This window comes from Psychroserpens sp. (assembly GCF_036960315.1).
In the GTDB taxonomy this organism is placed as follows: domain Bacteria; phylum Bacteroidota; class Bacteroidia; order Flavobacteriales; family Flavobacteriaceae; genus Psychroserpens.
Genome location: NZ_JBALVR010000012.1, coordinates 17,821 through 32,382 on the forward strand (window position 1 = coordinate 17,821; position 14,562 = coordinate 32,382).

The 14,562-nt window shown below is 32.3% G+C and carries 11 protein-coding genes and 1 pseudogene; 6 read left to right on the forward strand and 6 right to left on the reverse strand.

Annotation, left to right across the window (positions count from 1 at the left end; translation table 11 throughout):
* Positions 1–143: 143 nt before the first annotated feature.
* Both V7719_RS16470 and V7719_RS18820 read left to right on the forward strand, forming a co-directional pair.
* Positions 144–1,268: a sensor histidine kinase gene (locus V7719_RS16470; RefSeq protein ID WP_335731044.1), complete on the forward strand. Its 1,125-nt coding sequence runs from the start codon at positions 144–146 to the stop codon at positions 1,266–1,268.
* Positions 1,265–1,969 (forward strand): annotated as a pseudogene (locus V7719_RS18820) (LytR/AlgR family response regulator transcription factor). The gene V7719_RS16470 and the pseudogene V7719_RS18820 overlap by 4 nt, the downstream one beginning before the upstream one ends.
* On the opposite strand, the gene V7719_RS16485 reads toward V7719_RS18820, so the two are convergent.
* The 5 genes from V7719_RS16485 to V7719_RS16505 form a co-directional block, all read right to left on the reverse strand.
* A complete protein-coding gene (locus V7719_RS16485) occupies positions 1,966–3,630 on the reverse strand; it encodes a serine hydrolase domain-containing protein (RefSeq protein WP_335731046.1) in 1,665 nt (554 codons plus the stop codon). The pseudogene V7719_RS18820 and the gene V7719_RS16485 sit on opposite strands and share 4 nt — an antisense overlap.
* Positions 3,631–3,810: 180 nt before the next feature.
* Positions 3,811–4,404: a helix-turn-helix domain-containing protein gene (locus V7719_RS16490; protein WP_335731047.1), complete on the reverse strand. Its 594-nt coding sequence runs from the start codon at positions 4,402–4,404 to the stop codon at positions 3,811–3,813.
* A gap of 304 nt (positions 4,405–4,708) precedes the next feature.
* On the reverse strand, positions 4,709–5,803 hold the full coding sequence (locus V7719_RS16495) for a nickel-binding protein (protein WP_335731048.1): 1,095 nt from the start codon (positions 5,801–5,803) through the stop codon (positions 4,709–4,711).
* Between the two features lie 91 nt (positions 5,804–5,894).
* On the reverse strand, positions 5,895–6,269 hold the full coding sequence (locus V7719_RS16500) for a DUF4242 domain-containing protein (protein ID WP_335731049.1): 375 nt from the start codon (positions 6,267–6,269) through the stop codon (positions 5,895–5,897).
* 235 nt (positions 6,270–6,504) lie between these two features.
* Positions 6,505–8,532, reverse strand: coding sequence for a M13 family metallopeptidase (locus tag V7719_RS16505; protein ID WP_335731050.1), 2,028 nt, complete (start codon positions 8,530–8,532; stop codon positions 6,505–6,507).
* A gap of 365 nt (positions 8,533–8,897) precedes the next feature.
* Here V7719_RS16505 and V7719_RS16510 point away from each other — a divergent pair, with 365 nt between their 5' ends.
* Positions 8,898–9,815, forward strand: coding sequence for a M23 family metallopeptidase (locus tag V7719_RS16510; RefSeq protein ID WP_335731051.1), 918 nt, complete (start codon positions 8,898–8,900; stop codon positions 9,813–9,815).
* 15 nt (positions 9,816–9,830) lie between these two features.
* Here V7719_RS16510 and V7719_RS16515 read toward each other — a convergent pair whose 3' ends face one another.
* Positions 9,831–10,463 (reverse strand): hypothetical protein, encoded by a 633-nt coding sequence (locus V7719_RS16515; protein ID WP_335731052.1) that lies wholly within the window; start codon positions 10,461–10,463, stop codon positions 9,831–9,833.
* A gap of 503 nt (positions 10,464–10,966) precedes the next feature.
* Between V7719_RS16515 and V7719_RS16520 the strand changes: the two genes are divergently transcribed.
* The 3 genes from V7719_RS16520 (at position 10,967) to V7719_RS16530 (ending at position 14,562) form a co-directional block, all read left to right on the forward strand.
* On the forward strand, positions 10,967–11,419 hold the full coding sequence (locus V7719_RS16520) for a hypothetical protein (RefSeq protein WP_335731053.1): 453 nt from the start codon (positions 10,967–10,969) through the stop codon (positions 11,417–11,419).
* Between the two features lie 270 nt (positions 11,420–11,689).
* On the forward strand, positions 11,690–13,003 hold the full coding sequence (locus tag V7719_RS16525; RefSeq protein ID WP_335731054.1) for a hypothetical protein: 1,314 nt from the start codon (positions 11,690–11,692) through the stop codon (positions 13,001–13,003).
* Positions 13,004–13,098: 95 nt separating this feature from the next.
* A complete protein-coding gene (locus V7719_RS16530; RefSeq protein WP_335731055.1) occupies positions 13,099–14,562 on the forward strand; it encodes a gliding motility-associated C-terminal domain-containing protein in 1,464 nt (487 codons plus the stop codon).

The following is a 14,562-nucleotide window of genomic DNA, read 5'->3' on the forward strand; positions in this document are numbered from 1 at the left end:
ATCAACCCATAAAATTTGAACGTATAAGAATTATTAATACACTCAAACCCAATAAATGTAAAAAATAATGGCGTTTATGTCGATTTTATATGAGTTGATGCATTTTATAATAGGACAAAGACAATTATCATTAATTTTGACTCATGATTACATTTCTAAAAAAATACAAAGGATTTATATACGGACTGTTAATCCATCGTATTATGGTCTTCGTTTTGTCATACTTTGATTTTATTCATATTGATAATTCAGAAGTATTGGCAAACACATTAAGCTTTATATTTAGCTGGTTATTGATCTCGTTACCTATTCATTATTTTTCATTTTTAAAACAGCATAAAACCATTAGCATAAAACTAGTCGCGTTGATGGTTCTTTTTTTGGTTATCATTATAAATGACTTGAACTCCAAAATAGTTGACAATCCATTAACCTTTGTTGGGTTAGTAGGTGTTGGATTAAGTTTTTTCTCAATTATTGCGCCTTCTTATTTTAAGAAATATGCATTGGTCATAATTGGCTTTTACGTTTTGGCTTTAGGCTATTTTGTCTATATAAGAGTATATATCGATGACCTAGCTAGCTACTTGCAACAAGAAAAAGAGATTAAAATCATCATAACCTCTCCATTTTTAGTGCTATTTTTAAGTTGGCTGTATCAACAATGGAAATGGGTAAAAACAGTTGAGTCAAAAAAATCTAAAGCAGAATTAGCATTATTAAAAAGTCAAATCAATCCACACTTTTTTTTCAATACTTTAAATAATTTATATGGCTTAACGGTTGAAAAGTCTGATGATGCGCCTGATGTGGTTTTAAAATTATCTGATATGATGCGCTATACCATTTATATGGGCAAAGAAGATTTTGTGTCATTAAAGGATGAAATTGAATATTTAAAGAATTACATCGAATTACATAAAATAAGATATCATAAAACCGTTGATATTACTTTTAATCATTCGAATGAATTAAATTACCAAATCGCACCACTATTATTTATTATTCCTTTAGAAAATGCTTTTAAACATGGTGTAGAACGTTTAACAGAAGATGCTTATATTCATATTAATTTAAAAACAGATGACGGCATGATTCACTTTAATATTGAAAATAATTTTGGACAAATGGAAGCCAATCAAAATACTGGTATTGGGCTAAACAATTTAAAACAACGCTTAAAATTGTTATATCCTAATAAGCATGACATCCAAATTGAAGTTAAAGCTAATATTTATAAATTTTCACTTAAAATAGAAACAGCATGACTCACTATTTAATTATAGATGACGAACCAATTGCGCATCGTATTATTGAAAAGTATTGTGAAAATTTACCTCATTTAGAAAAGAAAGGCAATTGCTATAACGCTTTTGAAGCCATGCAATTTTTAAATGAACATACTATTGACTTGCTCTTTCTTGATCTTAATATGCCGAAATTATCTGGATTTGATTTTTTAAAAACATTATCCAATCCTCCGAAAATAATAGTTACTACGGCATACAAGGAATTTGCTTTAGAAGGCTATGAACTTAATATTTCTGATTATTTACTGAAACCATTTAGCTTCGAACGTTTTATAAAAGCAATTAACAAAACCATTGATACTAATGAAAACAAGAAAAGTACTCCTATAGTATCAACCAAAGAAACTGTGCCAGATGCCTCTAGTTTTTTCTTAAAAGGAGATAAAAAGCATCATCAAATTCATTTCTAAGACCTCTTATTTATAGAGGCTTATGGACATTATACCAAGGTGTATTTAAAGAATGACTTGATTGTGAGTCATCAAAAAATTTCGGATTTAGAGACTTTACTCCCCAAACCCGATTTTATTAGAACCCATAAATCCTTTATTGTTGCTAAAAATAAAATTAGACAAATTGAAGGCAATAGGATATTAATTAATGAACATAAAATACCAATTGGACAGACTTATAAAGGGAATATCAATAAGCTGTTTTAGTCTACTTTAGCATTACCCGTTTGTTTGTCTTGTGCATTTTTAAGGTTTTCTTTATATATCTTTAGAGACCTATGTGATACGTTTTCTCCAATCTCTACCGCTTTTCTACAACAGTCTACAGCTTTTTCGTAATCCTCATACACAAAATAGGCTTCTCCCAAACTATCCCAAGCATTTGAAGAATTAGGGAATCTTTCAGTGTTTTCCTTAAAGAATTCTAAAGCATATTCAGGAGTACTCGAATTTAAAAAATCGTAGCCAAATTCATTAAGTGTTCTCTCGTCTGGATTATAGGTCTTGAAGAATACTGTTTTTAAACTATCTGCAACTTCTCTTTTTTCAGCTTCCAAATGAATTTTCATAACACCTCTGATCGTGCTATTTGATGGGTTTACGGTATAACCGCTATATTCTGAAAGTCTATTGAAATAATCTTGCAAGGCAACCATACCTCCCGTTTCCTCAAATTTGTCATAAGAACTTCTATTTGGGTAGCCTTTTAGACTGTGTTCATCTTTTAAATTATTAGCTCGCAAATGTATTTGATGTAAAATTTCTTCGGCTTTTAAATTACTTCTATTAGACAAATAAATAATTGTAGTTTCATCATCATATAAAGCAATAAACGCACTGTTTCCAGCCAATGCTCCTCCATGTCCATGTAGCCTAACATTGATGTTTTTCTCTATCACATCATCCCAATTCCTAACCCAACCATAAGAATGTCCATGCATATTTGGTGTGAACATTACTTCGGTTAATTCTTGAGATAACAATTTATGCGATTTTACAGCCTCACTCCACAAAAACAAATCCATTACCGTTGAATGCATACCTCCTGCAGCATAAGCTGTTGATTGATCTCTAAAAGGTGCTTCTGTAGTTGAACCACCATGCTCTGAAGTCCACCAATCCCATCCATATACTTCTCGATAGCTATAACCTCTTGCCAATTCCTTCGAAATATATTCATTAGTTCCAAATCCTGTGTTCTTTAATTTTAAAGGCTTTACGATCTTTTCCTCTAATAAATCAGCATATGATTTCCGAGAAACTTCTTCCAATATAACTCCCAGTAGATCATAACCTAAACTACTGTATGTGAATTCTGTTCCTGGTTTGTTAACTAAATTGGTTCTACCAATTAATTCTGTCAATGCTTTTGGAGAATAACTGGTGTTACCGAAATCTTTTAAACTCATACCTATAGCTTGTAATCCATTATAGTGTGGTAATCCAGAAGTATGAGATAATAGTTGATGAATTGTAATATGATTTGCTTTATCTGTTGGTAAATATGAAATATACCTGCCTATAGTATCCTCCAATTTTATTGCATTTTCTTCTACCAATTGCATGATTAGCATTGCTGTAAATTGTTTGGTTACTGAACCAATACCAAATTTGGTATCTATATCATTAGGAGTTTTAGTTACTCTATCTGATTCTCCATAAGCTTCTTGAAAAATGATTTCTCCTTTTTTAGCGACTAATACTGAACCACTAAATGGACTTCTAATTTTTATTTTCACTCCTGGGTCTTCATAACTTTCCATTAAATCTCCTATGGTTTTTGGTTCTGGTTTAAAAGCAATGAATATTCCCCAAATTATTAATGCTATTATTATGGATAAGCCGATTCGTAAAATAAATTTCTTCATGTTTTTTGATTTACTGATTGATTTTGATTGAAGCTGCAAAATTAGAGTGAAGACTTATAAATTGTAGAGTCAAACGTACAGCATTCTTACCGCATTTACAGGTCATTTGAAATGACCTATCTGAATATCAGATATTTACAAAAACAAAAAAGTAAGGATATTGAACTTATCCAAAAGAAATCAGAATAAATTAGGCACGAATGAAAGTACATTTTTGTCCTCTTTATTAAGTTGAGAAGACGTTTTAACGATTACAAAAACATTAAAGACTACCGCAAGTAAATACAATGTGTTTGCAATGTAACCTCCTAAACCAGCTTGTCCTGTAATGAGGTTTGTTAGAAAAATTGAAATTAATATTCCAATAATGGTAAGGATACTCCATAACAATTGAAAACTTAACATCTTTCCAGCGATGTTCTCTTTGGGGTGGATTTCTTTGCTCTTTTTCCAAACAATAAATGGTATGCAGAGATTAATAAATGGGATAAAAACCAATAACAGGGTATATAAATTCATACGCTTTAATGCAGAAAAAGAAGATTTTGGTGTTTGTTTATCTACAAGGTCTGAGAATAATTCTGAAGCATCTAATTCTAAAGTTTCAGCTAATATTTTTATGGTAAAGGATCTCGGTTTTACAGTTCCTTTTTCTATGCGTTGAATGGTACTTAAAGATACATTTGCCCTTTCAGCTAGAGCCTCTTGTGATAAGCCCAATTTCTTACGAGAATTGCTTATTTTACTTCCTAAACTTGAGTTTTCAATCTGCATAAATAAATTAATCCTATGTCAATTTAATCTGCAATATATGATAATTAAAGAAAGTTACACCAGAGTTCTATTCCATTCTGTAGACATTATACGTCCTTATCTCGTTGCTTAATAGAAGTAATAGTAAGATAAACTTCCGTATAATAAAATCGACTTTATGAAGATATTATCCGTGAGCTTTAATAGATAATAACTAGCCTTATATATAAAGACTACAGGTAGTAATTATTTGTAGTTTTATATAATATGGTCTTTGGTTTAGTTATACAAATAACAATTCAGATTTAAAACTCCTGAAAAAGACTTACGCTATTTGCTTAATATACTTTGAAGGTAATATGCCATAAGTTTCCTGGAAAGATTTAGAGAAATAAGCAGGACTACTAAATCCTGATCTATAGGCCACCTCCGAAATATTAGAATTTTGTTTGTCTAATAATTGCAATGCTTCATTTAATCGATACGCTTTCAAAAAGCTGTTTGGAGATTTTCCAATGATAGACATCATTGTTCTGTATAATTTTGATTTACTATATCCTAAGCTTTTATGAAAATCGCTTACTGTAATATTAGACTGAGACCATACATTTTCAGTATACGCGCTTAGTTGCATTACAAATTCCATTTCAGTAGTATTAAGAGACGTAATGCCTCCTAAATTTATGGGATTATTTTGATTCTCACTTTCGTACAAATCCTTAACTTCAGGTGAAAGTACAATTTGACCACTGCTTACCAATGCTAAATAATTTGCATCTTTTATTGTCTCTTCAAAGATACTTTTCTTATCCGTAACAGGAACACCAGCACTAATGCCTATGTTGAATTCTAAATCTGGAGTAATCACACAATTATGTAATTCCTGAATTTCAATGGCACAATTCACTGCATTAGTTACACAAACAAATGACATCAAAAAGGAATTGGAATCATGTTTAACAACACGTCCATTTTGTTTGCTAACACTATTAATTATGGATTTGTTATAACCGCGAATAGCAGCATTAAACGTACTGATATCTTCACTTCTTAGAGTTTTCCTTTTCAAGGTAATGACCACCAATGCTCTAAAAGCGGGATCGTTTATAATATTGAGTTTGGTGTTTTGTGATTTTTCAGGGTCTTCTATCCTACCTAAAAAAGATTCGACTAAAGTATCATTAACTTCAATGATCCGCTGTGGAACAGCGCCATGTGATTTTTCATGAAGCTCTTTAATGGCTTCTTTATTAGGAGCCTCAATTAAACAGAATGCTGTTTGCCGTCTTTCATCGCACCAATAGGTTAATCCTCGACAATTGTACTGGTGTTCAATTTTCAAATCTGCTTGATGCATTTCTGCGACATGGGCTGCAGTAACGCCATCTGGCAAATCGTGAAAGTCCATATATATTGGCATAAGACAAATTTTCAAGTAAGATACTAATTTTATAAAACAAGAAGCTGTCTCTGAGATTGATAGTGTCCTATTTTTCCTAAACTTTAATTTATTATTTGGCTGTTTCTGGGCTAATTATCGTGGCAACTTCGCTGATCGAATTTGCTGGAAAACCACCTCTTTTAGCATGTTCTTCTATTAGTGTTTTATTTTCTGCTTTGTAAACACAATAAACTTTATCATTTGTAACATAACTATGTTGCCATTCAATTTTTGGACCCATTTCTTTTAATACATTACAGGATGTTTGTGAAATGCCTTTTAGTTGTTCTGCTGTTAAATCTCCTGCTCCAGGAATAATACGTTCGATTACATAAGTTTTCATAATGTCATTGCTTTTAGTTGTTTCTTTATTTTGTTTTTCTTGACCTTGCGTATAGTTTGTAGTTATTAATGCCAGGATTACGATGAGTTTAATAGTCTTCATATTTAAAAGTTTTAAATATTAATACTTCAAAACTACTATATCATTAAACCAAGGAGGTATTCATTTGGTCCAAAAAAGTAGACTTTTGGTTCAAGACATTTTCAATCTTAATGCATTCATATACCATACCCTAGTATAACTTGGGTTTTCAGGTATTCTATTTTATTCCTTTTTAATAAATAGATGATCTCCAACTACTACTTAGTCAGAATAAACATCACTTTAAAAAAAAATGTTACCAAATCTTTATACGATCTTCTTCCGATCTATAATTGGCTTCACCTGGCTGTACATCAAAAGCGTCGTAAAAGGGTGTAAAGTTCATTAGAGGTCCGTTAACCCTCCATATTGGTGGTGAATGTGGATCTGTAGTCACATAGTTACGTAAGTATGTATCACGCATTTTGACACGCCAAATATTAGCAATAGATAAAAAGAAACGTTGGTTTGCTGTATAACCACCAATTTTTGTAGTGTCTTGTCCTTGTTCTGTCAATTTAAATGCATCATACGCAATAGCAATTCCACCATTATCAGCTGTGTTTTCACCAACGGTTAATGCGCCTTTTAAATGTATACTATCCAATACTGTAAAAGCGCCATACTGCTCAACAATCTGTTCTGTTTTGGCTTTGAATTTTGTATAATCAGCTTCGGTCCACCAATTGGTTACATTTCCATTTTTATCGTATTGAGCACCTTGATCATCGAACGCATGTGTGAACTCGTGCCCTATTACCATGCCTATACCTCCATAATTAACCGCATCATCTGCATACAAATCAAAATAAGGTGCTTGTAATATACCTGCTGGGAACACAATTTCATTTAATGCTGGATTGTAATACGCAGTTACCGTAGAAGGTGTTGTTCCCCATTCGTCTCTATTTGGTGCCTTATTGAGTTCACTCAGTCCTTGCTGATAAGCGTCTTTGTGTAAAGCGACGACGTTTTCAAAAAATTGGTTTCGGTCTATAGAAACGTCATAAGTTCTCCAAACATCAGGATAGCCGATTTTTTTATTAATGGCATATAGCTTGTCTTTAGCTTTTACTTTTGTACTATCGCTCATCCAATCGAGATTATCAATACGTTTCTCAAGTACTTTTTGAAAATTATTAACCAAATCAAGTGCGCGTTTTTTTGCATCTTCATTAAAGTAACGCTTGACGTATAATTGTCCGAGTGCAAAGCCAATTTGTCTATCAACACGACGCACCATCTGTTTTACTCGTGGTTGTTGTACAGTCTGACCCGTTATAACTTTAGAATACTCAAAAGCAGCATCTTGAAACGGTTTACTTAAAAAACTGTCGTGAGATCCTATAGAGTTTGCTTTGAGATACAACTTCCAATTGTCTAAAGGAATCGAGGTTAGCATAGAATTTAAGGCGTCATAATAAGCAGGCTGTGCTAAATCTAAAGAATCAACTTCAGCACCTAAATTTTTCAGTAAGGTTGTCCAACCGATGTTTGGATGTTTTTGTTGTAATTCGGAAACTGCCATTTTGTGGAAGTTTTCTTTGATTATTCTGCGTTCTACTCGTGTTTTATGTGATTTTGCCAATTGCTTTTCAATGTTATAAACGATAGCTGCTTGAGCTGTAGGGTTTTCATCACCTACCAATTCGAAAAGCGTTGCTAGATAGGTTTTATAAGCCTCTTGGATACGCTTAACCGAAGCATCATCAGAAAAGTAATAGTCACGATCTGGTAAGCCCAATCCTGTCTGAGCGAAATGCAAAATATTTATCGAACTATTCTCTTGATCTGGAGAGACATAAGGCACAAACATTGAATAATCACCAGATTTTATTTGTGTCGCCACAAAATCTGTCATAGATGCCACATCTCCGATAGTTTCTATCTTGTCTAAAATGGACTGAATAGGTTTAATTCCACGTTCATTAATACTTATAGTATCCATGCCAGAAGCATAGAAATCACCAACCTTTTGCTCGATACTACCTTTTGGATGTTCTTCCTGTGATACCTCTTGTAAAATATTTTTAAGTAATTCTTGCTGTGGAATATTCAAAAACCGGTAAGCACCTACTCCAACTTGATCTTCAGCAATGACAGCTTTATCAAACCAGTTCTTATTAACGTGATTAAAGAAATCATCTCCAGGTTTAATAGCGTCATCAATACCATCAAAAACTGGTGGTTTTATGTCTTGGGCAATTTCATTAGTGGTGGTTTTATCATTTTTACAAGAAAAAAATACCAATAGAATCAATGAGCAGTAGCAAAGTGTTTTCATAGAATAATCTGTTTTGTTTGCTCAAAGATATGGATTTCTATTTGTGTATTTTATCTAACATATAAAAAGCTCTTAAGGACCAAGAGCTTTTTATAGCATTTAGAATTGAATGTTTCTTTTTAGTGATATAAATCAATTACTTTATGTTTCATTCAATATTTGATATAAATTTAAGTAGATATCAGGTATTAAAAAACAACATAGTTAACGTATAGTTGTGCTATTTTAACTATCGGATTCCATTCATACAAGAAAACTATAACTATTATGGTTTTGTTGTGAACAACTCTAACAACAAATTAACACGATTAAACGTTTTTATTTTTTAAATTCGTGAATCAAAAAAATTAGCGCATTCATTTATTATGATGAAATTAGTTCTCAACTGTTTCTTTTTATTCATCTTGTCTTTCAGCCTGTATGCTCAAAAGACACCTGAATTAACTATTGATCTATCAGAATTCAGTTTTATTAAAACTATCGATTCAGTAAATACTGAAGTCGGAGTTTTAAAAGACACAATTGTTCCACTAGATATTAAAGCTGACTATTGGGATAGTACAGTTTACAATCCCTATAAAGATGTCAACTTCAAATTTCCGTTGCAACTCCAATTTAAAGATTCTACATACTATTCTCCTATTGGCAAAAATAAAGTTGTGACCTCACGTTATGGCTGGCGTCGTGGACGACCACATAAAGGAATTGATATTGATCTAGTGACTGGGGATAGTCTATTTGCCATGTTTGATGGTATTATAAGAATGTCTCGCTATACTAGCGGTCATGGTAGAACTGTTGTCGTTAGGCATTATAATGGTTTAGAAACGGTCTATGCACATTTATCAAAATATGGTGTAAAAGAAAACGACACTATCGCTCGAGGTGATTATTTAGGTAAAGGTGGTACTTCTGGAAATGCTAGAGGCAGTCACTTGCATCTGGTGGTAAACTATAAAGGTGTTTCTATAAATCCGGAATATCTGTTTGAGTTTAATGACCAAAACAGAATTAGAGCCAATGAACTTTGGGTTACTAAAAAATGGACACGTCCTATTGTGCATAATTCAAAACGACAAAGCAAAATACAACTGCTACTTTCCGAAAAAGAAGCCATTACGAGCTTAATTAAACAGCAATCTATTTATGTGGTAAAGTCTGGAGATACGTTATCAAGAATTTCAAAACGCAATAATGTGTCTATCGCTTCATTATGTAAAACGAATACAATCAAACGAAATTCTGTTCTTCGAATTGGTCAAAAATTAGTGATAGAGAAATAAGGAATTTATTAAAGACTATTTAGAAGCTTCATCACCTGAGCTTAAAACGATATCCTTTTCAACAACCAACAATCCATTGTCATCTTTTTTAGGTTTAAGAATTCTTGTTGGATCACCTTTTTTAGAAATTCTCTTGCGGCAAAGTTTTGTCAATAGCGGATCTTCATCAAAAAGGAAACTTGCTATTTCATAGTCCGACTTTGTTGGAGCTTTAACAACAGGAAATAATTGCTGTAACTGATTATAACGTCTATCATTCCCTGGAAGAAACGTATAGAAGGTATAATGACCATCTGCATCCGTTTTGATCCAACCTCTGTGATGTACGTAGCGCTTATCGTTTTCGGTTCTCAAATCAAAATCACCTTGCTCATCTGCTTGCTCGATATATAAAATAATATCTTTTGCAGGTGTAACACCATCACTTTCGAATATGGTTCCTGAAATTTTCAGTTTATTGGGTTTTGATCCAAAATCCGGAATAGTATCGGTATTATTCAATTGAACTTCAGTATAATCGTATATGGGATGACGTTCTAAATAATTATCGGATTTGTCTTCGGAAAGATCTACAGATTCTTGAGCGTTAATCGAAAAATTAACACCAAAGAAACTAGTAAAACAAAAAAGGGCGATAAGATGTTTCATGTGGTTAAGCATATTTGGTTCAATCAAAATTGCAAGATTTATGTGATAAACCACTAAAAATCACATGAATGCTCAAATTTGACGATGAAATGATTCAATTGGCAAATTATATCGATGAAATGAATGTGTTTTTTAAATAAATACTTGATTCTATGTTTAGAAGAGTAAAAAAATCACAGCGTATTAATTTCTTCAGAATCACAATATAATTTTACCTTTTTTTTACTAAAAAGTTAAGAAAATTCTATCACCCTTTTCTGTACCAAATGAGTATAACATTATTCAAAAACCTCTAAAAAACGAACTTAGATAGAGTAATCAATGCAAAAAACGTAAAAAGTATTTCATCGTATAAATTTGCGTTTTATCCAGTAAATAAGCAGTTTATCCAAGAAATTTGCATTTCATATGACAAAAAAGATTAAAAAAAAGTGAAATTTAAATTGGATTTTTTAATTATTTGTATAGATTTGTTCCACCTAGATCTATTAAAAACCCCAAAAATGAAAACAAAATCTACTTTATTTATTGCTACTTTCTTTATGATGATTAGCATCAGTTTCGCCCAAAAAAAGAAAGATCCTATTAACATAATTACTGGTAAAGTAAATATTTCCAAATATCATAATCATGATCAATTGAATAAGATGTCTAAAGGAGAATTATTGACTTTATATAGCGAACGTATTAAAGTTATTGTCAATATTTTGCCAAATATAGCATTTGCTACTAAACCTGGTGTTACTATGGAGTCTTTAGGAATTCCGACAACCAAAGATAATAAGAAGGCCTTAGAAGCCAACATAGAAGCTTCAATTGGTTATTTTGATAGTACTATAGAATTTCAGAAAAAGATATTACCTTATTCTGATACTCGTGATTTAATAGCTGCTATCTTATTTTATGAAGAAACGCTTAAATCATTACATACATACAACGACTTTAAAACTGATTAGTAATATTTTTTTTTATTAGTTATTAAAGACCTCAGCATTATATGTTGAGGTTTTTTTTGATTCCATCCCAAATTAGTTAAGCCCTTAATTTAGTGTTAGTTAATGTTATGTTCACTTTTTTGAATATAGATATTATATTGTAAGAATATTCTTCAGTATTATATATATTAGTGCATTTCATCGATATTTCTTGCATTTCATAAGTATTATTCCTATTTTTGGTTGTATATTTACGTGCTCACTATTCTTAACAAATGAATTTAACCTACTATGAAAAAAATTACTTTAATTACACTTTTCTTCTCACTGGTGTATGGCAATAGTATTGCTCAGCAAGAAAAAGGAATAATTGGTTATAATAACTGGCTAAATCCTTGGACCGAATTTAAACCAAACAAGGTTGACTATGGTATGCCTACTCAAATACTGAGTGGTAACATTACAAAAGACACAAAGTTATATAAAAGAGACATCTATCTATTGTCAGGTGATGTTTTTGTGACTGATAGCACAACACTTACTATAGAACCAGGTACAGTAATCATTGGTGATTTTAAATCCAAAGGTTCACTTACTATTAGTAATGGATCTAAAATAATTGCCGATGGTTCACATACGGATCCAATTATTTTTACATCTAGCAGAAGTGTTAAGAAACCAGGTGATTGGGGAGGGTTATTTATTCTTGGTGATGCTCCTACTAACAAATTTGGTAGTGAATCTGCATTAAACTATGGTTTGCGTCCATCTGCTGAAAAAAGTTTAAGCTATGGTGGTGATAATCCTAATAGTTACTCAGGTGTTTTAAGGCATGTGAGAATTGAATATGCAGGAAAAAGGACTAGAGATTATGGTTACTTCAACGGACTCACCTTAGCTGGTGTTGGACAAAGAACAATTATAGAAAACATAATGGTAAGCTTTTGTGAAGGCAACTCATTTAATGTATTAGGTGGAGATATCGTTTTAGATAAAATGGTTTCCTATAAATCTAGTGGTAACGATTACGAATTTAATTATGGAGCGCAATGTTACATAATGAATTCCTTAGCCATAAGATCACCTTACGTGTCTGGTGCTGATGTTTCAAGAGCAATGTATGTGTCTGCCCATGATATTAAAGACGATGTAGATTTCACAAAAAAACAAACCTTTGTTGAAGCTGAAAATTTAACATTGATTAATCTCAGTGCTGATTTAGAGCAAGATATAAAATTGGGATTAGTTAGTGAAGCCATCTATATTGGAGAGGATGCTTCGTTTATGATTGATAAAAGTGTGATTTCTGGGTTTAATCCAGCGGTGATAATTGATGATAAGATTAAAATAAACAATGAGAATCTTAGTAAGATAAATTTCACTAGAACTTATTTTAATAACTGTAGAGGAAATATATTCAGAAAAGGTTATACGAATAACGATGACTTAGAAAATTGGTATGGCAGCAGAGCCTTTGATAATATGTATTCTAAAGGTCCAGATTCTGAAACATTTATTGATTCGAAAAACAGTAAACGACCAGATTTTAGATTAAGAATCAATAGAATTATAGCATCCAATGACCTTATAGAAGATGAAGATTAACCGCTTTAACCCCAAATTAATAAATCTCTCAAGCAATCAGAAATCTTAATTAAAGAACAACTGCTTATAGGATAAAAAAATTACGCCCTAATTAAATGTACTACAAAAAGCTTGCATATAAACTCTATTTTGGGTTTTGTATTTTTCTTCTTGTTTCACAAGAAAAAGTAAATGCCCAAATCGTTATTGGCCAACCCAACCTTGGGTTTAGTCAGGCGTGTGCAAGTGAATCTTTCAATACTTATAGCGCGACTTTTGTGTTTTCTCCTCCGGGAGTTTTAAATGCATCAAACCAATTTACAATTGAAATGTCTGATGCAGATGGTGATTTCTCAAGTCCGACGATTGTATATACATCAAATCCAGGTGCAGTTACTACGTCACCTACAACCTTTGATTTCTCTTTACCAACTGATACAGCTGGAGAAAATTATAAAATAAGAATAAAAAGTAGCGCTCCTGCAGCTACAAGTTCTAAATCTGTGGCTTTTGCTGCATATTATAAAATTCAGGATTCCCCATTTACCATTAACAACTTGGTTTCCACTGGTGCTTATTGCTCTGGTGGAAGCTACTTGTTAACTATGGATAATCCTGGTACAGGATCGAACGATTCACCACTCAATTATCCTTCGCTTACATTCAACTGGTATAAGGAAACTGGGCCAACAACTTCTGTTTTTGTTGATGAAGGTCCAACTCTATTAGTTAGTGAAGAAGGAACTTATTTTGTTGAAACGAACTATGGTACTTGTACTTCTGATTCGTTTTCAAATCGTGTGACCATAAGCGCTGTTGTATCTGGTGAAGCTGATGCTGGCATCTCATCAAGTTTAGGTAATCCGTTTTGTCCAGATCAAGGATCAACTACATTAAGCACAATAGGTGGCAATAGCTATCAATGGTATAAAGACGGAAATGTTATACCAGAAGCGACAAATCAAATGTACCAAGCTAATGAGTCTGGTCTGTATTCCGTTTTAGTGAATTTAGGAGATTGTTCTGCTGCTGGTGCAATAGTACTTGAAAGCGAACTATTTGAAGGTTCTATTAATGTTTCTGAAACTAATATAATCGAAGAAGGAGAAACACTGTCAATTGAAGTTACTACGACAGCTATTAATCCAGAATTTGAATGGTATTTAGACGGTGTATTAATTACTGATCTTTCCGAAGACAACTACGAGGCAACTGAATTTGGTAATTATAAAGTAGTGGTTACTGAAACTTCGGGCTGTACGGGTTCAAGAGAATTTTTATTTGAAATAAACGAAGCCTTAGATCCTTTTCCTGATGTAGAAAAATTACCAAATGTAATTAGTCCGAATGGAGATGGTATCAATGACACTTGGGTAATTCCAACAAATTATGTGAATGGTACAAATACAACCGTCATGATAATGACCAACCAAGGTAAGATCGTATTTCAAACCGACAATTATCTCAATAACTGGCCAGAAAATAATTTGAATTTAACAAGCATCAATCAGGTGTATTATTACGTGATAACAACAACAGATAATGAAACCAAAAAAGGTTCAATAACCGTATTGAAATAA